This window comes from Brachybacterium sp. AG952, assembly GCF_004362645.1.
Classification (GTDB): domain Bacteria; phylum Actinomycetota; class Actinomycetes; order Actinomycetales; family Dermabacteraceae; genus Brachybacterium; species Brachybacterium conglomeratum.
Map to the genome: position 1 here is coordinate 301,818 of NZ_SNXV01000001.1, position 22,831 is coordinate 324,648.

The 22,831-nt window shown below is 71.7% G+C and carries 22 protein-coding genes; 13 read left to right on the forward strand and 9 right to left on the reverse strand.

What is annotated here, in order from left to right; genetic code table 11:
• Positions 1–20 precede the first annotated feature (20 nt).
• Complete coding sequence (locus tag DEU31_RS01405) at positions 21–1,022, forward strand: hypothetical protein (protein WP_133675219.1); 1,002 nt, start codon at positions 21–23, stop codon at positions 1,020–1,022.
• A 198-nt stretch (positions 1,023–1,220) separates the two neighbouring features.
• Here the strand turns inward: DEU31_RS01405 and DEU31_RS01410 are convergent, their stop codons facing one another.
• Complete coding sequence (locus tag DEU31_RS01410) at positions 1,221–2,471, reverse strand: aminotransferase class I/II-fold pyridoxal phosphate-dependent enzyme (RefSeq protein WP_133675221.1); 1,251 nt, start codon at positions 2,469–2,471, stop codon at positions 1,221–1,223.
• Between the two features lie 68 nt (positions 2,472–2,539).
• Entirely contained in the window at positions 2,540–3,175 is a 636-nt protein-coding gene (locus DEU31_RS01415) for a GtrA family protein (protein ID WP_243733664.1), read from the reverse strand.
• Between the two features lie 271 nt (positions 3,176–3,446).
• On the opposite strand from DEU31_RS01415, the gene DEU31_RS01420 reads away from it, so the two are divergent.
• The 11 genes from DEU31_RS01420 (at position 3,447) to DEU31_RS01470 (ending at position 13,258) form a co-directional block, all read left to right on the forward strand.
• Positions 3,447–4,247: a hydroxymethylpyrimidine/phosphomethylpyrimidine kinase gene (locus DEU31_RS01420; protein WP_133675225.1), complete on the forward strand. Its 801-nt coding sequence runs from the start codon at positions 3,447–3,449 to the stop codon at positions 4,245–4,247.
• A 401-nt stretch (positions 4,248–4,648) separates the two neighbouring features.
• Complete coding sequence (locus DEU31_RS01425; RefSeq protein ID WP_279535624.1) at positions 4,649–5,464, forward strand: amino acid ABC transporter ATP-binding protein; 816 nt, start codon at positions 4,649–4,651, stop codon at positions 5,462–5,464.
• A gap of 89 nt (positions 5,465–5,553) precedes the next feature.
• The gene (locus DEU31_RS01430) at positions 5,554–6,537 is read left to right on the forward strand and encodes a glutamate ABC transporter substrate-binding protein (protein ID WP_133675227.1); all 984 of its coding nucleotides are present in this window, start codon (positions 5,554–5,556) and stop codon (positions 6,535–6,537) included.
• Between the two features lie 123 nt (positions 6,538–6,660).
• A complete protein-coding gene (locus DEU31_RS01435) occupies positions 6,661–7,359 on the forward strand; it encodes an amino acid ABC transporter permease (RefSeq protein ID WP_010549189.1) in 699 nt (232 codons plus the stop codon).
• Positions 7,356–8,174, forward strand: coding sequence for an amino acid ABC transporter permease (locus DEU31_RS01440; RefSeq protein WP_010549190.1), 819 nt, complete (start codon positions 7,356–7,358; stop codon positions 8,172–8,174). The genes DEU31_RS01435 and DEU31_RS01440 overlap by 4 nt, the downstream gene beginning before the upstream one ends.
• A gap of 125 nt (positions 8,175–8,299) precedes the next feature.
• Positions 8,300–9,118, forward strand: coding sequence for a class II glutamine amidotransferase (locus tag DEU31_RS01445; RefSeq protein WP_133675229.1), 819 nt, complete (start codon positions 8,300–8,302; stop codon positions 9,116–9,118).
• Between the two features lie 107 nt (positions 9,119–9,225).
• A complete protein-coding gene (locus tag DEU31_RS01450; RefSeq protein WP_010549192.1) occupies positions 9,226–10,092 on the forward strand; it encodes an ATP-binding cassette domain-containing protein in 867 nt (288 codons plus the stop codon).
• Complete coding sequence (locus DEU31_RS01455) at positions 10,089–10,739, forward strand: ABC transporter permease subunit (protein WP_010549193.1); 651 nt, start codon at positions 10,089–10,091, stop codon at positions 10,737–10,739. Before DEU31_RS01450 ends, DEU31_RS01455 begins: the two co-directional genes overlap by 4 nt.
• Positions 10,736–11,407 (forward strand): ABC transporter permease, encoded by a 672-nt coding sequence (locus tag DEU31_RS01460; RefSeq protein WP_010549194.1) that lies wholly within the window; start codon positions 10,736–10,738, stop codon positions 11,405–11,407. The genes DEU31_RS01455 and DEU31_RS01460 overlap by 4 nt, the downstream gene beginning before the upstream one ends.
• 61 nt (positions 11,408–11,468) lie before the next feature.
• Positions 11,469–12,419 carry an ABC transporter substrate-binding protein gene (locus DEU31_RS01465; protein ID WP_133675231.1) on the forward strand — a complete coding sequence of 317 codons (951 nt, stop codon included), beginning with the start codon at positions 11,469–11,471 and terminating at the stop codon, positions 12,417–12,419.
• A complete protein-coding gene (locus DEU31_RS01470) occupies positions 12,419–13,258 on the forward strand; it encodes an SDR family oxidoreductase (RefSeq protein WP_133675233.1) in 840 nt (279 codons plus the stop codon). Before DEU31_RS01465 ends, DEU31_RS01470 begins: the two co-directional genes overlap by 1 nt.
• Before the next feature lie 16 nt (positions 13,259–13,274).
• On the opposite strand, the gene DEU31_RS01475 is transcribed toward DEU31_RS01470, so the two are convergent.
• The 7 genes from DEU31_RS01475 to DEU31_RS01505 form a co-directional block, all read right to left on the reverse strand.
• Entirely contained in the window at positions 13,275–14,066 is a 792-nt protein-coding gene (locus DEU31_RS01475) for an IclR family transcriptional regulator (protein WP_133675235.1), read from the reverse strand.
• On the reverse strand, positions 14,063–14,608 hold the full coding sequence (locus tag DEU31_RS01480; protein ID WP_133675237.1) for a cupin domain-containing protein: 546 nt from the start codon (positions 14,606–14,608) through the stop codon (positions 14,063–14,065). Before DEU31_RS01480 ends, DEU31_RS01475 begins: the two co-directional genes overlap by 4 nt.
• Positions 14,609–14,852: 244 nt before the next feature.
• Positions 14,853–16,103 carry an aminopeptidase P family protein gene (locus tag DEU31_RS01485; protein ID WP_133675239.1) on the reverse strand — a complete coding sequence of 417 codons (1,251 nt, stop codon included), beginning with the start codon at positions 16,101–16,103 and terminating at the stop codon, positions 14,853–14,855.
• A 247-nt stretch (positions 16,104–16,350) separates the two neighbouring features.
• Complete coding sequence (locus DEU31_RS01490) at positions 16,351–17,169, reverse strand: creatininase (RefSeq protein WP_010549200.1); 819 nt, start codon at positions 17,167–17,169, stop codon at positions 16,351–16,353.
• Positions 17,166–18,989, reverse strand: a complete 1,824-nt coding sequence (locus tag DEU31_RS01495; RefSeq protein WP_133675241.1) for a BCCT family transporter — start codon at positions 18,987–18,989, stop codon at positions 17,166–17,168. Before DEU31_RS01495 ends, DEU31_RS01490 begins: the two co-directional genes overlap by 4 nt.
• A 210-nt stretch (positions 18,990–19,199) precedes the next feature.
• Positions 19,200–20,558, reverse strand: a complete 1,359-nt coding sequence (locus DEU31_RS01500) for an MFS transporter (RefSeq protein ID WP_010549202.1) — start codon at positions 20,556–20,558, stop codon at positions 19,200–19,202.
• Positions 20,559–20,755: 197 nt separating this feature from the next.
• Positions 20,756–21,418, reverse strand: a complete 663-nt coding sequence (locus tag DEU31_RS01505; RefSeq protein ID WP_010549203.1) for a GntR family transcriptional regulator — start codon at positions 21,416–21,418, stop codon at positions 20,756–20,758.
• A 164-nt stretch (positions 21,419–21,582) separates the two neighbouring features.
• Between DEU31_RS01505 and DEU31_RS01510 the strand changes: the two genes are divergently transcribed.
• Positions 21,583–22,800: a sarcosine oxidase subunit beta family protein gene (locus DEU31_RS01510; protein ID WP_133675243.1), complete on the forward strand. Its 1,218-nt coding sequence runs from the start codon at positions 21,583–21,585 to the stop codon at positions 22,798–22,800.
• Positions 22,801–22,831 lie beyond the last annotated feature (31 nt).

The following is a 22,831-nucleotide window of genomic DNA, read 5'->3' on the forward strand; positions in this document are numbered from 1 at the left end:
AGTCGGCGCCGGAACGGACCATGTCGCAGCCACCGCAGAACCCGTGGGGTCAGCCCCCGTCCGACGACCAGCACGGCCAGCAGTCCGCGAACGGCGGCTACGGGCAGGGCCCGCAGCCCTATGGCCAGCAGCAGGGCTACGGCGAGGAGGGGTACGGGCAGCAGGGGTACGGCCAGGGCTCGCCGAGCGGTGCCTACGGGCAGCCCTCCCCGAACTCCGGCTACGGCCAGGATCCGCAGGGCTGGGGTCAGGCGCCGTCCGCCGCGCCCGCCTTCGGGGCCGACGGCCAGCAGCCCTACGCCCAGCACGCCGAACCGCCGAAGAAGTCCTCGAAGACCCCGCTGATCGTCTGCGCGGGCTGTGCGGTGCTGGCCCTGATCGTGCTCCTCGTCGGCGGCGGCATCTTCCTGTTCACCCGCGACGGCGGGGAGCCCACGGACGACCGGACCACCTCGGAGCAGGCCACCACCGAGGACGGCGAGGAGACCTCCGAGGAGCCGACCGAGGAGGAGACCTCCGAGGAGGCGACGAACGAGGAGGCCACCTCGGAGGAGGCGACCGAGGCCGCCGCCGACGGCAAGGGCACCAAGGACGCCCCCTACGCGATCGGCGAGAAGTTCACCGTCGAGGACGGCGAGGGCGGGACCCTCGACGTCACCATCGGTGACGTGAACTGGGACGCGACCGACGAGGTCATGGGTGCCAACGAGTTCAACGAGGAGCCCGGGGAGGGCGAGACCTACATCCTCGTGCCGGTGTCGATGACCTACCACGGAGACGGCACGTCGGAGCCCGGCTTCTCCCTCATGGTCGACTACGTGACCGAGGGAGGGAACTCCTACAGCGACGCCGGCTCCGTGACGCCGAAGAGCTGGCTCGACGTGGGCACCCTCCACGACGGCGGCACCGGGGAGTGGGAGATCGGCATCCTGATCCCGGCCGACCAGGCGAAGAACGGCCACTTCGCCGTCTCCCCGCTGCTGAACTTCAGCGCTGAGGACGTCTGGGTCAAGGCCGCCTGAGGCCGAGCCCGCCACCATGACGGCCCGCCGGCTTCCGGAGCGCACCGGAAGCCGGCGGGCCGTCGTCCGTGAGGGGCCGCGCACACTGCGCTGCGGGGCGAGCCGCGGGCGCTGATGCCGGTGGGGCGGGGACCGGCCCTCCGGTCGTCCGAGGGAGTCGGCTGCAGCGTCCGTCGGCAGTCCAGCGACGGGACCCGCTCAGCGGCGGGGCGCCGCCCAGCTCTCGAGCCGCTCCAGCGCCTGCTCGATCGTCGCGCGCGACTTGCAGAAGGCGAGCCGCAGGTGCGAGGAGGCGTCGCCCGCCTCGCCGTCGCGGTAGAAGGCCGACAGCGGGATCGCGACCACCCCGGCCTCCTCGGGGAGGCGCTCGGCCAGGGCGCGGGCGTCGCTCTCGCCGAGCGGGCCCGCGTCGGCGACGGTGAAGTATCCGGCCTCCGGCACGCTCACCCGGAAGCCGATCCGGCGCAGACCGTCGGTGAGCAGGTCGCGCCGAGCGCGCAGGTCGGCGGCGAGATCGTGGAAGACCGTCGGATCCATCCGCAGCCCGGCGGCGACCGCGGGCTGGAAGGGAGCGCCCGAGGCGTAGGTCAGCCACTGCTTGACCCCGGTGATCGCCGTGATCAGCTCGGGCCGCGCCGTGATCCAGCCGATCTTCCACCCGGTCACGGCGAAGGTCTTGCCCGCCGAGGAGATCGAGATCGTGCGGTCCTGCGCCCCGGGCAGCGTCGCCGGCGGCAGATGGGCGGGGCCGAAGGTGAGGTGCTCGTAGACCTCGTCGGTGACGATCAGCGCATCGTGCCGCTCCGCCTCCTCGACGATCGCCTGCAGCGCCTCCACCCACAGCATCAGACCGGTGGGGTTGTGCGGGGTGTTCACCAGCACCAGGCGGGTGTGCTCGGAGAACGCCGCGCGCAGCGCGTCCCGGTCCACGTCCAGCACCAGGTCCCCGTCGTCGGCCGCCGAGCCGGTGCCTGTGGCGGAGCCCGGCCGGGAGGTGATCGGGACGGTGCGGTGCACGCCGCCCGCGAGCGCGATCAGCGCCGCGTACTGGTCGTAGAACGGCTCGAGCGTGATCACCTCGTCGCCCGGCTCGACCAGCGCCAGGATCGTCGCGGCCAGCGCCTCCGTCGCCCCGGTCGTGACCAGCACCTCCGTGGCAGGGTCCCAGCGCAGTCCGTACCAGCCGGCCTGATGCTCGGCCACGGCCTCGCGCAGCTCCGCCTCGCCCGCACCCGGCGGGTACTGGTTGCGGCCGCGCCGGATCGCGTCGATCGCCGCCTCGGCGACCAGGGCGGGCGGGTCGTCGTCGGGATAGCCCTGCCCGAGGTTCAGCGCGTCGTGGGCGGCGGCCTTCGCCGACATCTGCGCGAACACGGTGGGACGGGCCTGCCCGCCCACGAGCAGGCCGGCAGCGGCGGCGGCACGGGTCCAGGGACCGGAGGAGTTCATGGGCCCGAGTCTCTCAGAGCCGCGGAGCAGTACGGCAGCGATCGCCGGGGTGACGAGCGGCCCGATGCTCAACGGCGGGGGAAGACCAGCCGCCCGTAGGTGACATAGCGGAACGAGGTCGAGACGATCTGGCCGACGAAGGTGCCGGAGATGTTGTCCGCGAGCGGGGAGTCCAGTCCCAGCACGTACCGCGAGAACGCCAGGCAGGCGAGCTGCAGCCCCGTCGCGATCACGTTGACCAGGATGAACAGCATGATCGAGCGGGTCGTGTCCGGGCGGGGCCGGTCCCCGAAGGTCCACAGCCGGTTGCCCAGATAGGTCAGGCACGAGGCGACCGCGATCGTGAGCACCTTCGCCGTGAGCGGGCTTCCGTGCATGATGCCCTCGCCCCAGCCCTGCGTGGGATGCCAGAACACCAGCAGGTTGTACATCGCGGCGTCCAGCAGGAACACCAGCCCGCCGACGACCAGGAACTTCAGGGTCGAGCGGAGGTGTTCGTCCACCAGCGCGCCCGCCCGGTCGCGGAGGGAGTGTCGGGAGCCGGCCGACGGATCGGAGGTCGTGCCCTGGGCCGGGCCGCCGTCGGCCGACGGTCCGGCCTCGTGCGCTGCGCTCGCGGGGGCCGTGCCGCCCTCGGACAGGGGGGTGCCGCGGAGCGTGGTGGACGGAGCGCTGCGCCCCGTCGTCTCGTCCGGCGACAGCACGCCCGGCACTGTACCGGACCCGGTACCATCGTGGACCTGCCGCAGCGACGGGTCGGCGGCGCCGTACGTAGCGCCCGGCCCTGGGAGCGCGCGGCACCGACCGCTGCGACGGGAGGCGCCCCCGAGAGGTGCGCCGGCCCTGGGAGCGCGCGGTCACGTCGCCCGACGGCGCCCGTCCCCGGACGGCACCCGTCACGAGGCGGAGCTCGTCGGCCCCCGCGCCGCAGACCGCCTCGGCGACACCGACGCACACACTCCGAGAAAGGCCCCCATGACTCACGTCGCCCTGACCATCGCCGGCTCCGAGGCCTCCGGAGGTGCCGGCGCCCAGGCGGACATCAAGACCTTCCACCAGCTGGGCACCTTCGGCGCTGCGGCGCTGACCTGCATCGTCTCCTTCGACCCCAAGAACGACTGGAGCCACCGCTTCGTGCCGCTGGAGCCGCAGCTGATCCTCGATCAGATCGAGGCGAGCACCGCGGTGCACGACATCGACACCACGAAGATCGGCATGCTCGGCACCCCCGCCACGATCGAGACCGTAGCCGGCGCGCTCGCCGAGCGGTCCTTCACCAACGTCGTGCTCGACCCGGTGCTGATCTGCAAGGGCAACGAGGGCGGCTTCGCCCAGGACACCGACGACGCGCTCAAGGCGCAGATCCTGCCGCTGGCCACCTTCGTCACCCCCAACCACTTCGAGACCCTGGCGCTCTCCGGCATGGAGAGCATCGAGACGGTCGAGGAGCTGGCCGAGGCCGCGAAGCGCATCCACGAGGCCTTCGACGTGATCGTGCTGGCCAAGGGCGGGGTCGTGCTCGAGGGCGAGGACGCGGTGGACGTGTTCTACGACGGCGAGCAGACCGTCGAGCTGCGCAGCCCCAAGATCGGCCAGGAGCGCGTCAACGGCGCCGGCTGCACCCTCGCCGCCGCCGTCACCGCCGAGCTCGCCAAGGGCGCCACCCCGCTCGAGGCCGCCCGGACCGCGAAGGCCGTGGTCACCAGCTCCATCGAGAACCGCCAGAAGGGCCACACCCCCTTCGACTCCGTCTACCAGGGCAAGTACCAGGGCTGACGGGTCCCGGGGCGGCCCGGGGTCGGCGACGCCGGGCCGCGCGGCCTCCCGGGGCCGGCCCGTCGGCCATCGACTGGCAGGTTTCGACCGGTATTCCGGCGGCCGCCTCAACGGGTGAGGGCCGGACGCCTGTCGGGGAGGGGCCGGTAGCCGCGGGGCGGGAAGCCGCCGCCGGCGACCGACAGGGCGGTCAGGCAGAGCGCGTGCGGGAAGCCGGTGCCGGGTGGTGCAGACGGGGTGGCTGGGCCGGAGACAGGAGCGGGGCAACCGGCCGGCGGACGACTGAGCAGGGCGGGGGAGCGCGGCTTACCGCCCCCGGCCACGGTCACGAATACATCCCGACATCCGATCAGCGCCCCCCTCATGTGGACAGATGTCGCCGGGGGCAGCATTCTCGGAGCATGAACGAGCGCACCACGCCGCCCGACTCCGACGTCGCGGGGCAGGACCCGACCCGCCCCGAGGGCGCGCCCCGCACCGGCGAGCCCCTGATCTCCGTGCGCGGCGTCGACAAGCTGTTCGGCGACTTCCAGGCGCTGAAGGGCATCGACCTCGACATCCACCGCGGCGAGGTCGTCGCCCTGATCGGCGCCTCCGGCTCCGGGAAGTCGACCCTGTGCCGCTGCCTGAACCGGCTCGAGACGATCACCGCCGGGGAGATCACCATCGACGGGGAGCGGCTGCCCGAGGAGGGCAGGGAGCTCACCCGCCTGCGCGCCGACGTCGGCATGGTGTTCCAGAGCTTCAACCTCTTCCCGCACCTCAAGGCGATCGACAACGTGACCCTCGGCCCGCGCAAGGTGCGCGGAGTGCCGAAGGCAGAGGCGGACCAGCAGGCGATGGAGCTGCTGGAGCGCGTAGGCCTCGCCGACAAGGCGAACTCCCTGCCCACGGCGCTGTCCGGAGGCCAGCAGCAGCGCGTGGCGATCGCCCGGGCGCTGGCGATGAAGCCCAAGGCGCTCCTCTTCGACGAGCCGACCTCGGCCCTGGACCCCGAGGTGATCAACGAGGTCCTGGACGTCATGGCCGAGCTCGCGAAGGCCGGGATGACGATGCTCGTGGTCACCCACGAGATGGGCTTCGCCCGCCACGTCTGCGACCGCGTGGTCTACATGGACGCCGGCGAGATCGTCGAGGAGGGCGAGCCCGAGCAGTTCTTCACCGCCCCGCGCAGCGACCGCGCCAAGGCCTTCCTGTCCAAGATCCTCGCGCACTGACCCCGGCGCAGCCCGACGCTCGCGCCGCCGCCCCTCGCACACCCCGACCCCCGCTCCGCCCGGAGCGCACGCAGAAACCGGAGAGACCCATGAACCCCACGAGCTTCCGCCCCCGCCGCCGGGCCGTCGTCGCCGCGGCGGCCGCCCTGCCCCTGGTGGGCCTGGCCGCCTGCGCTTCCGACACCGGTGACGGCCCCGACCTCGGCGGCGGCGCGGACGGCGGCTCCGACGGCGGCGGCGAGGGCTCGGCCTTCGCCGACGTGATCGCCTCCGGCCCCGTCGCTGCCGAAGACGCCGTCGCCGGCAGTGCCTGGGCCGCCGCGATCAAGGAGAAGGGCCAGCTGATCCGCGGCGGCACCGTCGCCAACCAGGTCTTCTCCCTCGCCTCGACCACCGGCGGGCAGCCCACCGGCTTCGATGCCGGCATCACCCAGCTGCTGGCCAAGTACATCCTCGGCGAGGGCGGCGAGGAGAAGGTCGAGTACATCGACACCACCGTCGAGACCCGCGAGACCCTCGTCCAGAACGGGACCGTGGACTGTGTGATCGCGACCTACTCGATCACCCCCGAGCGTCTCGAGGTCATCGACTTCGCCGGCCCGTACTACCTCTCCGGCACCGCCATCCAGGTGCGCACCGAGGACGCGGAGTCGATCTCCGGGCCCGAGGACCTCACCGGCAAGAACCTGGTCACCCAGGCGAACTCCACCGGCATCCAGGCGATCGAGGAGTTCGTGACCGATCCCGGCGATGTCCAGACCCTCCCGGACAACGAGTCCTGCGTCGCCGCGCTCAAGCAGGGCCGGGCCGACGCCTACGTGCTCGACCAGGGCGTCCTGCTCGGCAACTCCGCCGCGGACCCCGAGGTCACCGTCGTCGGCGAGCCCTTCGTGGACGACCCCTACGGCGTCGGCCTGTCCAAGGACGCCGAGGGCGCGGTCGAATTCGTCAACGCCTTCCTGCAGGAGATCATCGACTCCGGCGCCTGGGAGAAGCTGTGGACCGCCACGATCGGCGAGGTCATGGACACCGAGGCCCCCGAGCCGCCCGTCCCCGGCGAGCTGCCCTCCTGACGGGCTGAGCCGCCCGGCCGACGGACGGGCCGCCGGCCCGTCGGCCGGGCGTCGGCCCGCAGACCGGGCGTCGTCCCGTCGGCCGTCCTTGTTCCCTTCCCCGATCGCACCGAGAGGCCCCTGATGGACGCCATCCGCGAGAACATCCCGCTGCTGCTGCAGGGCATCGGGACGACCGTCGCCCTGACGGTGCTCGGCTACGTGTTCGCGCTCGTCGTCGGCACCGTGATGGCGGTGGCGCGGGTCAGCCCGATCCCGCCGCTGCGCTGGGCGGCGACCGTGTACGTCGAGATCTTCCGCAACATCCCGCTGCTGAGCCTGCTGATCCTCATCTCCTTCGGCCTGCCGGACGTCGGGCTGCGCCTGCCGTACTTCTGGTGCGGCGTGCTGGGGCTGACGCTGTCCTCGGCCGCGTTCGTGTGCGAGAACGTGCGCTCGGGCATCAACACGGTGCCCGTCGGCCATGCGGAGGCGGCCCGCTCGATCGGGCTCGGCTTCTTCGGCACGCTGCGCCACGTGGTGCTGCCGCAGGCGTTCCGCTCGATGGTGCAGCCGCTGGTCAACGTGTTCATCGGCACCGTGATCGGCTCGGCGCTGTGCTCGGCGATCGCGGTGCAGGAGGTCACCTGGGTGACGCAGACGCTGAACATCCGCTACGCCCAGGCGGTGCTGATGTTCCTCATCGCCGGCGCCGTCTATCTCGTGCTGTCCCTCGGCGGCGCCGCTCTCGGCGGGGCGATCGAGCGGGCCGTCTCCCCGGGCGGTCGCGACCGCTCGCGCGCGAGCAAGGCGCTCGACGTGACGGCAGGAGCCCAGGCATGAGCTCAACCGCCACCCAGGTCCTCTTCGACGCGCCCGGTCCGAAGGGCCGTCGGCGCATCCTGCTGCTGTCGGTCCTCAGCGTGGTCGCGATCCTCGCGCTGCTCGCGGGGGCGCTGTGGCAGTTCCGGTCCAACGGCCAGCTCGACCCGGGCAAGTGGATCGTATACCTGCGGGTGGACTACCTCGCCTTCCTCGGCCAGGGCCTGTGGGGAACCCTCAAGGTCACGGCGCTCGCCGCCGTGGTCGCCTTCCCGCTCGGCCTGCTGCTGGCGCTGGCGCGCCTGTCCCGCTTCCGGGTGCTGAGCACGCTCGCGGCGGTGTGGATCGAGTTCTACCGCGGCATCCCGATGCTGCTGGTGGTCTACGCGTTCCTGCTGGCCCTGCCCGCCTTCGGTGTGACCTTCCCGCGGTTCTGGATGCTGGTGATCCCGATGATCCTGGTCTCCTCCGCCACCACGGCCGAGGTGTTCCGCGCCGGGATCAACGCCGTGGACCGCGGCCAGCACGAGGCGGCCGCTGCGATCGGGCTCTCGCGGCGCGATGCGATGGCCTCGGTGATCCTGCCGCAGGCGGTGCGCCTGGTGCTGCCGAGCCTCATCCTCGCCCTGGTCACGCTGCTGAAGGACTCGACCCTCGGCTACGTGGTCAGCTACAACGAGCTGCAGTTCCAGGGCAAGACGCTCGTGTCGATCACCCGCTACCTGGTGCAGACGTACCTGGTGGTCTCGGTGATCTACATCGTCATCAACTTCCTGCTCACCCGGATCGCGCTCGCGCTGGACGCGCGGATGAAGGCCCGCGCCGCCGCGGGCTGAGCGCGGCGGGGCGGGCTTCGGCCGCACCGGCTCGTCCCCTCCCTCGATCCGTCCCGTAGGGCGACCGGCGCGACCGCTGTCCCATCGGCCGCCCCGCCCTCGCCCCCTCCAGGAAGGCTTCTCCCATGTGCCGTCTGCTCGGCGTCGTCTCCCGCGGCGCGCTCCCGCTGCCCGAGGTGGTCCCCGGCGAGCTGCCGCTGTTCACGGCGCTCTCCGAGCGGCACAAGGACGGCTGGGGCGTGGCCTCGTATCCCGCGGGCACGGGGGCCGACGGGGGCGACGACCCCGCCCCGATGCTCCCGCTGCTGCGCCGCGGCACCGACACCGCTCTCGCCTCGAACGACTACGGGGAGGCGGTCGCGGAGGCGCGCGGCGAGGCGATCGTGGTGCACCTGCGTCGGGCGAGCGTGGGCCTCGCGCTGACCCCCGAGAACACCCACCCCTTCGTCGAGGGGGAGATGACCTTCAGCCACAACGGTCAGTTCGACCTCTCCGACGAGCTGCGCGAGCGGATCCTCGCTCGCGGCGGCCGCGCCCCGCTCGGCACCACCGACTCCGAGCTGTTCCTCTCGCTGGTCACCGCCAGGGCGGGCGAGCTCCCGCCGCGGGAGGGGCAGACGGACTGGGCGCTCGCGATCCAGCACGCGGCCGCCGAGCTCACCGCGCTGACGATGGAGCTCTTCGGCCGCCCGCCCGAGTCGCTGAACTGCCTGCTCACCACGCCCGGCACGCTCGTCGCCTTCGCCCAGCACGACCCGCCCCAGGCCCCGGCCGATCAGCCGGCGGAGGTGTACGACCTGCGCTGGCGCGCCGACCACGACCGGGTGCTCGTCTCCTCGACCGGCTACCCGCAGGCGGGCTTCGCGACCTTCGCACAGGGGGCGGCGCTGACCGTGCACCGCGGCAGCCTCCGCGTCGAGGAGCATCCGCCGCTGGGTCGGTGAACGCGGCGGACCGAACGGCCTGGCGCGGCCCCGCGCGTCGGGCCACTCGATAGGGTTGGTCCCTCCGGCAGTGACAGCTCGTCGGCCCGACCGCCCTGGGAGGCCTCGTGATCGGTTTCGAGAACGTCCGCAAGGAGTATCCGGGCGGCACGCTCGCGGTCGAGGACTTCACCCTCGAGATCGCGTCCCACGAGGCGGTCGCGCTCGTGGGCACCTCCGGCTCCGGCAAGACCACCCTGATGCGGATGATCAACCGCATGGTCGACCCCACCTCCGGGCGGGTCACCATCGACGGCGAGGACGTCGCCGCGATGGACCCGGTGCGACTGCGCCGCTCCATCGGCTACGTCATGCAGGCCTCGGGCCTGCTGCCCCACCGCACCGTGCTGGACAACATCACCACCGTCCCCGTGCTGCGCGGCACCGCGAAGGGCGAGGCGCGCGAGCGGGCCCGCGAGCTCATGGACACCGTGGGCCTGGACCCGGAGCTCGCCTCCCGCTATCCCGCACAGCTCTCCGGCGGCCAGCAGCAGCGCGTCGGCGTCGCCCGCGGCCTCGCTGCCGACCCGAACATCCTGCTCATGGACGAGCCCTTCGGCGCCGTCGACCCGATCGTGCGCGAGGAGCTGCAGAGCGAGCTGCAGCGCCTCCAGCGCGATCTGCGCAAGACGATCGTCTTCGTCACCCACGACATCGACGAAGCCTTCCGCATCGGCGACCGCGTCGTGATCCTCCGCCCCGGCGGCCGGATCGCCCAGGTCGGCACCCCGCAGGAGATCCTCGCCGACCCGGCCGACGACTTCGTGGCCAGCTTCGTCGGCGCCGACCGCGGCGCCCGCACCCTGCACGTCGAGCATGTCGACGGCCGCGACGTCGTCGTCGACGCGGACGGGCGCGCCGCCGGGGTGCTCGCCGGCGCCCCCGCGGCCGACGGGGGCCGCGAGGGCGAGCGCGGGCAGGAGCGGCCCCGGTGAGCTGGGTCCTCGACAACCTCGACGTGATCGCGGGATACGCCGGCGCGCACCTGGTCCAGGCGCTGCCGCCGATCCTGCTCGCCTTCGCGCTCTCCCTGCCGCTGGCGAAGCTCGCGAACTCCCGCGGCTGGCTGCGCACCGGCGTGACCACCACCTCCGGGCTGATGTACGCGATCCCGTCCCTGCCGCTGTTCGTGCTGCTGCCGGGCCTGATCGGCACCGGCGTGCGCAGTCCGCTGAATATCGTCGTCGCCCTGACCCTCTACGGCCTCGCGCTCATGGTCCCCACCGCCTCCGACGGCTTCCGCTCCGTCTCCCGCGATGTGCTCGGCTCCGCGACCGCGCAGGGCTTCGCCCCCGTCGCCCGCTTCTGGCAGGTTGAGCTGCCGCTGGCCGGACCGGTGCTGCTGGGCGGGGTGCGGGTCGTCGCGGTCAGCACGATCTCGCTGGTCACCGTCGGCGGTGTGCTCGGCGTGCCGAGCCTGGGGATGCTGTTCGTGGACGGGGTGCGGCGAGGGATCGTCGCCGAGATCGCCGCCGGCGTCGTCGCGACCGCCGCCCTCGCGCTGCTCACCGATGCGCTGCTGGTGCTGCTGGGCCGGGCGCTCATGCCCTGGCACCGCGGGCGGAAGGAGGGCAGGCCGTGAACGAGAACCCCTTCGCCGGCGCCCTCGAATGGCTCTCCGACCCGGTGCGCTGGACCGGGCCGTCCGGGATCCCCCTGCGCACCGCCGAGCACCTCGGCTACACCGCGCTCGGCGTGCTGGTCGCGGCGCTGATCGCCGTGCCCGTCGGGCTGTACGTCGGCCACACCGGCCGGTTCAAGGGCCTCGCCGTCGGCGCCGCGGGCGCGGCCCGCGCACTGCCCACCCTGGGCCTGGTGACCCTGTTCGCGCTGCTGGTGGGGATCGGGCTCACCGCGCCGCTGCTCTCCTTCGTGATCCTGGCGATCCCATCGCTGCTCGCCGGGGCCTACTCCGCCGTCGAGTCCGCAGACCCAGCGACAGTCGACGCCGCCCGCGCCCAGGGCATGACCGAATGGCAGATCCTCACCCGGGTCGAGCTCCCGCTGGGGATGCCGCTGCTGGTGGGAGGGGTACGCGGCGCGACCGTGCAGGTCGTCGCCACCGCCATGCTCGCCGCCTATGTGGGCAGCGGCGGCCTGGGCCGGTACATCTTCCAGGGCCTCGGCTCCCAGGACTATCCGCAGATGATCGCCGGGTCACTGCTGGTCATCGTGCTCGCCCTCGTGCTCGACCTGGCCCTGCTGCTGCTCCAGCGCGCGACCGCACCGCGCGGGACGGCCGCCGCATGAGTCCCGACCGTTCCCTCCCCGCCGCACGCTCCGTCCGACCTCACCTCCCAGGAGAACCCTCATGAGCATCCACAGCACCCGTCGTCACCTGCTGGGCGCCCTCGGCGCTGGCGGGCTCGCTCTCGGCGCCGCGGCCTGCGGCAGCTCCGACCCCTTCGAGGAGGACGGCGGCTCCGGCGCCGCCGGCTCCGACGGCGGCGGCGAGGCCCCCGCGGGCACGCTCGCCATCGGCTCCCAGGCCTACTACTCCAACGAGATCATCGCCGAGCTGTTCGCGCAGGTGCTCGAGAAGGCGGGCTTCACCGTCGACCGCCAGTACCAGATCGGCCAGCGCGAGGTGTACATGCCCGAGCTCGAGGCCGGGTCACTGGACCTGCTGCCCGAGTACCTCGGCAACCTCCTGCAGCACTACGAGTCCGACGCGGGCTCCGCGAGCCCCGAGGAGATCCGCTCCTCCCTCGAGGAGGCCCTGCCGGAGGGGCTGCGCGTGCTCTCCTTCGCCGAGGCCTCCGACCAGGACTCGTACACCACCACCTCCGATTTCGCCTCCACGCACTCCCTCAGCGCGATCGGCGACCTCGCCGGCGTCGAGGAGGACCTGAAGATCGCCGCGAACAGCGAGTTCGAGACGCGGCCCTACGGCCCCGAGGGCGCGAAGGCCGTGTACGACGTCGACATCGCGGTGGTGCCCGTGGAGGACTCCGGCGGTCCGCTGACCGTCCAGGCCCTCCTGGACGGGGACGTCCAGCTCGCCGACATCTACAGCGCCGATCCCTCCATCGCCGAGAACGACCTGGTGGTGCTCGAGGACCCGGAGTCGATGATCCTGCCGCAGAACGTGGTCCCCGTCGTCTCCGAGAAGATCGACGAGCAGGCGGCCGAGGCGATCGAGAGCGTGATCGCCGAGCTCAGCGCCGACGACCTCGTCGAGCTGAACCGGCAGAGCGTCGTGGACCAGGCCTCCAGCGCCGACATCGCCACCGGCTGGCTGACGGAGAAGGGCCTGCTCTGATGCGCATCGTGGTCACCGGGGCGAGCGGCAAGGTGGGCGGCGAGGTCGCCCGCCTGCTCCACGGGGCGCCCGGGGTCACGCTGCGCCTGGTCGGCCGGAGCCTCAAGCGCCTCCCCGCGCTCGAGGGCGTCGAGCAGGCGCAGGCCGGGTTCGGCGACGCGGACGCCTGCGCCGCCGCCTTCGACGGGGCCGACGCGCTGCTGCTGGTCTCCGCCGGCGAGGCCGAGGACCGGCTCGACCAGCACCGGACCGCGATCGACGCCGCCGCCCGTGCCGGGGTCCGGCACGTGGTCTACACGTCCTTCCTCGGCGCGTCCGATGACGCGGGCTTCACCCTCGCCCGCGACCATGGCGCGACCGAAGAGATGCTGCGCGGCTCGGGGATGGCCTGGACGTTCCTGCGCGACAGCTTCTACGCCGACGTGCTGCTCGACTTCGCCGGCGACGACCGGGTGATCCGGGGCCCGGGCGGCACGGGACGCTGTGCCTTCATCGCCCGCCGCGACGTGGCCGAGGTCGCCGCCCGGATCTTACGCGACCCCGCCCCCTACGCCGGGCGGGCGCTGGACCTGACCGGCCCTGTCGCGGTCAGCCTCGCCGAGGCGGCGCTGCTGATGACGCGCGCGACGGGGGAGGAGTACGAGTACGTCGACGAGTCGATGGCCGAGGCCCGCGCCTCCCGTGCCCCCTACGGCGCACCGGACTGGCAGGTCGAGGCGTGGATCAGCACCTACACCGCGATCCGCGACGGCGAGCTCGATCTCGTCTCCGGGCACGTCCAGGAGGTCCTGGGGCGGGCGCCGCTCGGCCTCGAGGAGGCGGTCGCCGACCCGCTGTGAGCGGGGGAGGGGCTCCTCAGCCCGGGCTCACCGCGCCGAGCCGGCGGGAGATCGCGTCGGCGGCGGCACGGGTCCGGGCGGCGAGCTCGGGGAGCTGCTCGGCCCCGCCGCGGTAGAACGGCGCCGCGAGCAGCACCGCGCCGACGACCTCCCCGCGGTGGTCACGCACCGGCGCGGAGAGGGAGACCTCGTCCTCGGAGGTCTCGCGGTCGTTGAGCGCGTACCCCTGCTCCCGCACGCGGGCGAGCCGCTCCATGTAGTCGCCGGTCTCCCACCCCTCCTCGAGACGGATCGTGCCGGCAACGACCAGGGCCTCCGCTACGGCGGGCTCGAGGGCTGCGAGGAGCACCTGCACGGTCGAGCTCAGCGCCGTGCGGTAGTGGCTTCCGAGCACTGAGGTGTGCTTGATCTGATGGCGGCTCGGGACCTGCTCCACCGTCACCGACGCCGCGCCGTTCCAGACCGCGAGCGCGGAGGTCTCCCCGGTGCGCTCGGCGAGCTCCCGCAGGTCCTCGAGCGCGACCCGGCGCACGTCGAGCTCCGCCAGCAGCGGCCCGGCCACGGCGATCAGGCCCAGGCCCAGCCGGTAGCGGCGGGAGGCCTCGTCGCGCTCGACCACCCGCTCCTGCTCGAGGGTCGCCAGGATCCGCGAGACGCTCGACTTGTGCAGGCCGACCTGCTCCGCGATCTCGGTGACGCCCTGCTGCGGATGCTCCACGGTGAAGCAGCGGATGATCCGCAGGACGTTCACGATGACGGAGGCGCCGCGGCCGCTCTCGGAGCGCTCCTGCTCGTTGGTGCTGGTCATCCTCGAATCCTATCGGCGCCGTCGTCCCCAGGGGCCTCGCCGCGGGAGACCGTGTCGGTGGAGGGCTCGTCGCGGGAGGCCGATTCGGCGTCGCGTGCGGCGAGGGCCTTGCGGTACGAGCCGAAGCCGCTCATGTCGAAGTGCCCCGTCGGCCCCCATGCCACGAGCACCTGCAGCGGCTCGTCGCCCTCGCAGGCCAGGTCGTGCTCGATGCCGGCCGGGGCGCGCAGCGCGTCCCCGGGGCCCAGCAGATACGTCTCGCCGTCCTGGCGGATGCGGGCCCGCCCGGAGAGGACCAGGTAGATCTCCTCGAGCGACGGCTCGTCATGGGCGTGCATGCCCTCGTAGGCGCCCGGGGCGAGGGTCCAGGTCTGCAGCGCGACGGGCAGCTGCGAGCTGCCGGCGAAGTGATGGCGGATGCGGAGGTCACCGGCGCCCTCGTGCAGGGTGTGCGCGAACTCGTGCACGCCGGCCCGCTCGACGGGGTCGTCCGACTGGTCGGGGGCCGCGGGCCGGTGCTGCGGTGTCTCCGGGCTGCTCATGCGGGGCTCCTGGGGTCGGGGATCGGGCCGGCAGGCGGTGAAGATGGTCGTGAGGCGGCTCAGGGCGTACCAGTACGCCTATATAGGCGTAGTGGCACGCCCAGCGCCCGTGATCGACCATGACCGATCATGCCGCTCTGGTCGGGTCGGGGCGGGGCAGCACGGGCGGGTGCGGCGGGGACGAGGACGCCGGCCGGCATCGTCCGCGGGTGCGGTGATGCCGGCCGGCGTCCCCTGTGCCTGATCAGGCCGGGATGATGTTGTGCTCCGGGCCGAAGGGGAACTTCGTGATGTTCTCGGCGCCGTCCTCGCCGACCACGAGGATGTCGTGCTCGCGGTAGCCGCCCGCGCCGGGCTGGCCCTCGGGCACGGTGATCATCGGCTCCATCGAGACGACCATGCCCGGCTCGAGCACGGTGTCGATGTCCTCGCGCAGCTCCAGGCCGGCCTCGCGGCCGTAGTAGTGCGAGAGGACGCCGAAGGAGTGGCCGTAGCCGAAGGTGCGGTTCGGCAGCAGGCCGTGGCCGATGTAGATCTTGTTCAGCTCATGGGCGATGTCCTTGCACACGGTGCCGGGCTTGATCAGCTCGATGCCGGCGCGGTGCACCTCGACGTTGATGTTCCACAGGCGCAGCGACTCCTCGTCGGGCTCACCGAAGAACAGCGTGCGCTCGAGGGCGGTGTAGTAGCCGGTGGGCATCGGGAAGGCGTTCAGCGACAGGATGTCGTGCTCCTGCACCTTCCGGGTGGTGGCCCAGTTGTGGGCGCCGTCGGTGTTGATGCCGGACTGGAACCACACCCAGGTGTCCCGCACCTCGCGGTGCGGGAAGGTCTTCGCGATCTCGCGGGTCATGGCCTCGGTGCCGGCCAGCGCCACCTCGAACTCCTGCACACCGGCGTGGACGGCGTTCTTGATCGCCTCGCCGCCGATGTCGCCGATCCGCGCGCTCTCCTTGATCACCGCGATCTCCTCGGCGGACTTGATCATCCGCTGGCGCATCGCGTCCTGGGAGACGTCGACCAGCCCGGCGCCGGGGAAGGCGTCCTGGAGGCGGCGGAGGATCTGCAGCGTGACGGTGTCGTCCTCGATGCCCAGGCGCCTCGGGTCGGTGATCCCGCGCTGGGCCAGGGCCTGCTGGAGCGCGTAGTAGAAGTTGTCGCGGTTCCAGTCGGTGTAGACGATGTTCTCGCCGTAGCTGGTGCGCCAGGGCATGCCCGCGTCGATGTTCGCGGTGATGGTGCAGGTGTCGTCGGCGGTGACGACCATGCCGTAGGAGCGGCCGAAGTACGTGAACAGGAAGTCCGAGTAGTACTTGATGCCCTGGTAGCTGGTGAGGATCACGGCGTCGAGGTTCTTCTCGGCCATGATCCTGCGCAGGCCGCTGAGGCGGCGCTCGAACTCGGCGTCGGAGAAGGTCAGCTGCTGCTTCTCGCCGTTGTGGAGGACCTTGAGGCGCTCGAGGTCGTTGACGGAGGTTGCGGTGGTCGCGGTCATGATTGTCTCCTTCGGCGGGGCACGGCACGGTACGTGGCCTTGGTGGTTGCCTTGAGTGCAACCCTGTTGCGTCAGTGTTGCGCGTGAGGGGCGTCACGTCAAGCGGTTCGGGGAGGAAGTTGCTGACCCGTGATGGTGGGGCGGGCGGAGGTGGGATCGGCGATGCAGGCGGGGCCGGCGGGGCCGCCCGGCGGACGACGAGCCCCGCCCCTCGCCCGAGGCGGACGCGGGGCGAGGCTCGTCGAGGTCAGAGTCCGAGCTCGGTGCGCAGCTCCGCCGCGAGGTCCGCAACGGTCTGCGTGAACAGCAGCTCGCCCTTCTCGGCGCTCGCGCCGTCGGGCGCCGAGAGGCAGCCGGTCTCCGGCGTCCGCTCGGGCACGACCGGCAGGCGGTCGAAGCGGTACGGCGCGGCGGGCGGATGGCTCACCGCGCGGTCCATGTGCACCAGCTCCGGCCGCAGGTGCAGCAGCAGCGCGGTCTCCAGCACCCCGCCGTGCTCCACGTCCCAGCCGGGGAACCCGCCCGGGTAGACGACCTCGAGAGTCGGCGCGGAGACGTAGTCCCAGTAGGACAGCAGCACCACCGACTGCTCCGCGCCCGGGGCCAGGCCCAGGTCGCGCAGCGCCAGGTCCGCGCCCTCGTAGAGGAACTGAGTGTTCTCGTAGTGGCCGTTGAGCACCACCACGTGCCGCACGCCCTGGGCGAGCAGGGCCCGGATCAGCTGGCGCGCCTGGGCGATGAGCGCATCGGCGTCGAGGCTGAGCGTGCCGGGCAGGTGGTTCCCTCCGCCCGAACGCTGCTGGGACTTGTACCCGAGCGTGAACGGCTCGAGCACCTTCGCCCCGGTCTGCTCGGCGACGGCGGTCGCGACCGCCGTGGAGAGGATCGCGTCGGTCCCCAGCGGCAGGTGCGGGCCGTGCTGCTCGAACGCCCCGGTGGGCAGGATCGCGACGGCGCTCCCGCCGCCCACCCACTCCTCGTACTCCCGGGCGGTCATCGTCGCCAGACGCACGGTGCGGGCGGGCCCGTCGGCCGACGGGAGGTCGGGCGTGGTGGGCTCTGTCATCGGTAGTCATCCCTTCGGTCGTCGTGCCGGCGGATCGTCTGCGGGGGCACGAAGGTGCCCTCGCCGACGCCGCGCTTGGGGTCGGGGATCCCGTCCTCGTCGACGAACTCGTCCTCGGGGCGGGGCTCGGGGTCGTTGATCTCGCGCTCGGTCCGCACGACCGCGGCGTTGCGGCGGCGCAGTCGCCGGATCAGGTTCACGATCATCAGGATGATCACGAAGGAGAACGGGAAGGCGCCGATGATCGTGCCGGTCTGGACGGTGTCCACCACGGCCGCGCCGCCGAGGGACAGCAGCACCGCCGCGACGGTCGCGATCGAGATCACGAGCACCACGCGGAAGGCAGGGCCGGACTTTTTGGGGGCCGAGACGAACTCCGCCAGCGCGTAGGTGCCGGAGTCGAGGCTGGTCACGTAGTAGGTCGCGACCAGCACGGTCGCCATGATGATGAGGAGGATGCCGATGCCCGGCACCATCTCCAGCATCCGGAACAGCGCCACCGAGAGGTCCTCGTTCACTGCCTCGGAGATCACCAGGCCGTTCTGGTCGTCGTAGCGGATGCCGGCCGAGGCGATGACCGCGGTCCACACCATCACGATCAGCGAGGGCACGATCGTCACGCCGAGCACGAACTCGCGGAGCGTGCGGCCGCGGGAGATCCGGGCGATGAAGCCTGCGACGAAGGGTGAGAACGCGATCACCCAGCACCAGATGAACACGGTCCACGGGCCGTTCCAGAGCTCGTCCCAGGGGGCTCCGCTGCCGGCGGTCTCGGCCTCGGTCCAGAAGCTCATGGCCGGGAAGGAGGCGAAGAAGCCGCCGAAGGTCTGGAACATGTTCGAGAGGATGAAGATCGTCGGCCCGAAGACGAACACGCCGACCACCAGCACGATGCTGAGCACGGAGTTCAGCTCGCTGATCCGCTTCATGCCCTTGTTCACACCCATGAAGGCGGAGACGGCGGTGAGCGCGCCGAGCACGACGATCACGATCATCCAGACCAGGGGGCCGGAGGCGACCCCGGTGAAGGCGTTCAGGCCCGAGGAGAACTGCATCGCCGCGAAGCCGAACGAGGTCGCCAGTCCCAGCACGGTCGCGATGATCGCGAGCAGCTCGATGACCACGCCGGCGGGGCGGCGCATGGCCGAGGGGAGGATGTCGACGGTCGCCTCGCGGAAGGTGAGGGTCTTGCCGAGGTTGTGGTGCGAGTAGGCCAGGCAGATCGCGACCGCGCAGTACATCGCCCAGGCGGTGGGACCCCAGTGGAAGTAGGTCCAGATGATGCCGGACTGGCCGGCATTGCCCATGTCCGAGGCCACCGGGGCGCCGTCGCGCAGCATCATCGGCTCGGCGAGGGACCAGAAGATCAGGCCCACGCCCTGCCCGCAGGCGAAGAGCATCGAGTACCAGGCGAAGTTGCCGTGGGCCGGCCGGGCCTTCGGGCCGCCCAGGCGGATGCGGCCCAGCGGGCTGATGCACAGCCACACGCAGACCGCCACGGCGATCAGCGAGTAGAGCACGAACCACCAGGTGAACCCGCCGGTGACGAAGGAGCGCAGGTTCGAGATGAGGTTCGCGGAGGCGTCGGGTGCGAGGATCACCGCGATGACGACGCCGACGATCAGCAGCGGCGGCAGCACCATGATGATCGTGCGATCCAGCGCCGGGATCTGGAATCCGCGGAAGCGGGGGAGGTCGACCGTGCGCTCATCGGCGCGGGAGGCGCCCTCGGGCGTCTCCGCCGCACCTTCGCGGTTCTCGGGCTCAGGGGGCGAGGACGGGTCCTCGGCGCCGGAATGGTTCGTCTCTGTGGTCGTCATGGGACACCCCTCGGGATGGTCGGTGCGGCCGGGCCTACGACGATCGTTCTCGATCGCTCGACGGTCCGCGGGACTGATTCCCCTGCACTGTTGCGTTGGTCACAACGCGGTTGCCCAATCATTCACGTGGCGGCGGTCACAGTCAAGGGGGTTCTGGGGCACGGCGCGCCGCGCGGCACCTGTGAGGCGCCCACGCGACGCGTCGGGCGCTCAGGGGGCGGCGAGCTGCTCCTGCTCCTCGCGGGCGGCCTGTTCCCGGGCGGCCTTCGGATCGTACGAGTCGCCCTGGAGGATCAGCGCGACCAGCCCGAGCAGCGAGAGCCCCATGATGAGGAAGGCCGGCGAGTACGAGTTGTCCGTGACCGAGATCAGCCAGGTCGCGATGAACGGCGCGGTGCCGCCGAAGATCGCGTTGCCGAAGTTGAAGGGGATCGCGAAGCCGGAGAGGCGCACCTGCGGCGGCACCGCCTCGACGAAATAGACGGCGAAGGTCGAGTCGTTGAGGCTGAACAGCGCCACCAGCGAGATCTGGATCAGCAGCACGCCGAGGAAGCCGGACTGCCCCAGCAGCACGAAGGCCGGGTAGCTCAGCAGGATGAACCCGATCGCGTTGATCAGCAGCAGTCGACGCCTGCCGAAGGTGTCCGAGAGCCAGGCGCCCACGAAGATCAGCGGCAGGTAGAGCACCAGCGCGAGCGAGAGGATCAGGCTGGACTGGAAGGCCGTCAGCCCCAGCTCGACCTCGATGTAGGTGGCCATGTAGGTGAGCACCAGGTAGTAGCCGCTCGCGTTCACGGCCATGATGAAGAGCATCCGCAGCATCGAGGGCCAGTGGCCCTTGATCAGCTCGAGCAGCGGAGCGGTCGCGACCGCCTCCTCCTGCTCCATCTGCTCGCGCACCGGCGAGTCGGAGACCTTGCGGCGGATCCAGCGCACCACGATCGTGAGCACCGCCGCGGCGAGGAACGGGATCCTCCAGCCCCACTCCTGCACGGCCTCCTCGGGCAGCAGGCCGTTCAGCAGCGAGGCCATCACCGACGCACCGAGGAAGCCGGCCGACGTCGCGATCGGGACGGTCGAGACCCAGCGGGCGCGCTTGTGCGCCGGGGCGTGCTCGGCCAGCAGCACCGCCGCGCCCGAGTACTCGCCCGCGGCGCAGAAGCTCTGCAGCATCCGGGCCGCGAGCAGCAGGATCGGGGCAGCGAGCCCGATCGTGGCGTAGCCGGGCAGCACGCCGATGGCGAAGGTCGCCAGCCCCATGCCCACGATCGTGAGGGTGAGCGTGCGCTTCGGGCCGATCCTGTCGCCGAAGTGGCCCCAGAACAGCCCGCCGATCGGTCGGACCAGGAACGAGAGCGCGAAGACGCCGAAGGTCTGCATCAGCGCGATGCCGGGGTCGGTACTCGGGAAGAACACCTGGGCGATGGTGGTGGCGAGATAGGCGTAGCTGGCGTACTCGAACCACTCGATGAAGGTGCCCAGGCCGACGGTGCTGAGCGTCAGCCTGACCTGGCCGCGCTCGAGCCGCGTCGCCGCGGCCGCGGTCGCATGGGAGGGGGTGCTGGACATCGGGGCTCCTGTCTTCCTCCCGCCGTCGGGAGGGGCCGTCGGCTCGCTCGGGGGCGACGCGGGAGGAGGTGCGCGCCGGCGAACTCGTGCGTTGCGTTCAGTACAACTGAGTTGCCAGCATGTCCTGTGGGCTGGGTCACGTCAAGGAGATCGGTGGCCCGTGACCGTCTCGTTGCACGCCGGGCCGGATGCTGGTTTCAGAGCACCGTGCGGATGGAGGACTCGAACTCCGCGACGTGCTGCGCGACGAGCTCGGCGGCGCGGTCGTCGTCACCCGCGAGCATCGCGTCGAGCATCTCCCGCAGCTCGGTGACGTGCGAGGTCAGGCCCGGCAGGCGGTGCATCGCCACGCACCAGATGCGGGTGGAGAGGTTGTCCAGGCGCAGCAGCGTCTCGGCGAGATAGACGTTCCCGCAGGCGCGGTAGATCGCGCGGTGCACGCCGACGTCGACCTGCAGGGCATGGCGCGGGTCCGCGGCCTCGGGCTCGGCCTCGAGCGAGTCGAGTGAGCGCAGCGACTCCTCGAGGGCGGCTCGGGCCGAGGGATCCTGGTTCGCGGACGCGGCGCGGACCGCGACCGGCTCGAGCGCCGCGCGCACCTGGGTGATCGCCGCCAGCGCCGTGATGTCGACCGTGGTGGCGAAGGTGCCGCGGCGGGGATAGGTGACCACGAGATGGTCGAGCTCGAGGTGCTTGATCGCCTCACGCACCGGAGTGCGGCCCACGCCGAGCCCCTCGGCGATCCGGCCCTCCTGGAGCGGCTCGCCCGGGGCGATCTCGAGCATGATCAGCCGGTCGCGCAGGGCCAGGTATGCCTGCTCGGCGAGCGAGGCGGGGGAGGTGCCGAGGGGCGTGGTCATCTCTGCTCCTGAGCGTCGGGGCGGCCGGTATTGACACCGGATGTGTCCCACCCTACAGTGAGCGACCAGTGATATATCAGTCACAGTCGACTGGTCGACACACGCTCCGTCCGGCTCACCGCCGGCGACGGCGCGCCCCGTCCCCCTCTGCGAAGGAACCCTCCATGGCCGACCTTCTTCCCGAGCATCCCGATTTCCTGTGGCACTCGCCCGAGCCGAGGTCCGGCTACGACGTCGTGATCGTCGGCGGCGGCGGCCACGGCCTCGCGGCCGCCTACTACCTGGCCTCCCGCCACGGCATCACGAACGTCGCCGTGCTCGAGCGCGGCTGGCTGGCCGGCGGCAACATGGCCCGCAACACCACGATCATCCGCTCGAACTACCTGTGGGACGAGTCGGCGATGATCTACGAGGCCTCGCTGAAGCTGTGGGAGCAGCTGCCCGAGGAGCTCGAGTACGACTTCCTGTTCAGCCAGCGCGGCGTGCTCAACCTCGACCACACCCTCGGCGACGTGCGCGGCTCCGTGCGCCGCGTCAACGCCAACAAGCTCAACGGCGTGGACGCCGAGTGGCTCGACCCGAAGCAGGTCAAGGAGGTCGTGCCGATCCTCAACATCTCCGAGGACATCCGCTACCCCGTCCTCGGTGGCACCTACCAGCCCCGCGCCGGCATCGCCAAGCACGACCACGTCGCCTGGGCGCTCGCCCGCAAGGCGGACGAGATGGGCGTGCACATCATCCAGAACTGCGAGGTCACAGGCGTGATCGTCGAGAACGGCCGCGCCGTCGGCGTCGAGACGACCCGCGGCCGGATCAACGCCGGGAAGGTCGCGCTCGCCGCGGCCGGGCACTCCACCGAGGTCTCCGAGACCGCCGGCGTGCGCCTCCCCGTCCAGTCCCGCCCCCTCCAGGCCCTGGTCAGCGAGCTGTTCGAGCCCGTCCATCCCGCCGTCGTGATGAGCAACCACGTGCACGTCTACGTCTCCCAGGCCCACAAGGGGGAGCTCGTGATGGGCGCGGGCGTGGACCAGTACAACGGCTACGGCCAGCGCGGTGCCTTCCACGTCGTCGAGGACCAGCTCGCCGCCGCCGTGGAGCTCTTCCCGATCTTCTCCCGGGCCCGCGTGCTGCGCACCTGGGGCGGGATCGTCGACGTCACCGCCGACGCCTCGCCGATCATCTCGAAGACCGAGGTGGACCAGCTGTACGTCAACTGCGGCTGGGGCACCGGCGGCTTCAAGGCCACCCCCGGCGCCGGCTTCGCCCTCGCGCACACGATCGCGCACGACGAGCCGCACGAGATCAACACGCCCTTCACCCTCGACCGTTTCGAGACGGGCCACCTCATCGACGAGCACGGCGCCGCCGGCGTCGCCCACTGACCGCGCCCCGGCGCCACGACCCCAGGAGGCC

Coding starts and splice junctions, on each gene's coding strand:
- DEU31_RS01405 (WP_133675219.1), top strand. CDS start 21: ATGTCGCAGCCACCGCAGAACCCGTGGGGTCAGCCCCCGTCCGACGAC.
- DEU31_RS01410 (WP_133675221.1), bottom strand. CDS start 2,471: ATGAACTCCTCCGGTCCCTGGACCCGTGCCGCCGCCGCTGCCGGCCTG.
- DEU31_RS01420 (WP_133675225.1), top strand. CDS start 3,447: ATGACTCACGTCGCCCTGACCATCGCCGGCTCCGAGGCCTCCGGAGGT.
- DEU31_RS01425 (WP_279535624.1), top strand. CDS start 4,649: ATGAACGAGCGCACCACGCCGCCCGACTCCGACGTCGCGGGGCAGGAC.
- DEU31_RS01430 (WP_133675227.1), top strand. CDS start 5,554: ATGAACCCCACGAGCTTCCGCCCCCGCCGCCGGGCCGTCGTCGCCGCG.
- DEU31_RS01435 (WP_010549189.1), top strand. CDS start 6,661: ATGGACGCCATCCGCGAGAACATCCCGCTGCTGCTGCAGGGCATCGGG.
- DEU31_RS01440 (WP_010549190.1), top strand. CDS start 7,356: ATGAGCTCAACCGCCACCCAGGTCCTCTTCGACGCGCCCGGTCCGAAG.
- DEU31_RS01445 (WP_133675229.1), top strand. CDS start 8,300: ATGTGCCGTCTGCTCGGCGTCGTCTCCCGCGGCGCGCTCCCGCTGCCC.
- DEU31_RS01465 (WP_133675231.1), top strand. CDS start 11,469: ATGAGCATCCACAGCACCCGTCGTCACCTGCTGGGCGCCCTCGGCGCT.
- DEU31_RS01470 (WP_133675233.1), top strand. CDS start 12,419: ATGCGCATCGTGGTCACCGGGGCGAGCGGCAAGGTGGGCGGCGAGGTC.
- DEU31_RS01475 (WP_133675235.1), bottom strand. CDS start 14,066: ATGACCAGCACCAACGAGCAGGAGCGCTCCGAGAGCGGCCGCGGCGCC.
- DEU31_RS01480 (WP_133675237.1), bottom strand. CDS start 14,608: ATGAGCAGCCCGGAGACACCGCAGCACCGGCCCGCGGCCCCCGACCAG.
- DEU31_RS01485 (WP_133675239.1), bottom strand. CDS start 16,103: ATGACCGCGACCACCGCAACCTCCGTCAACGACCTCGAGCGCCTCAAG.
- DEU31_RS01490 (WP_010549200.1), bottom strand. CDS start 17,169: ATGACAGAGCCCACCACGCCCGACCTCCCGTCGGCCGACGGGCCCGCC.
- DEU31_RS01495 (WP_133675241.1), bottom strand. CDS start 18,989: ATGACGACCACAGAGACGAACCATTCCGGCGCCGAGGACCCGTCCTCG.
- DEU31_RS01500 (WP_010549202.1), bottom strand. CDS start 20,558: ATGTCCAGCACCCCCTCCCATGCGACCGCGGCCGCGGCGACGCGGCTC.
- DEU31_RS01505 (WP_010549203.1), bottom strand. CDS start 21,418: ATGACCACGCCCCTCGGCACCTCCCCCGCCTCGCTCGCCGAGCAGGCA.
- DEU31_RS01510 (WP_133675243.1), top strand. CDS start 21,583: ATGGCCGACCTTCTTCCCGAGCATCCCGATTTCCTGTGGCACTCGCCC.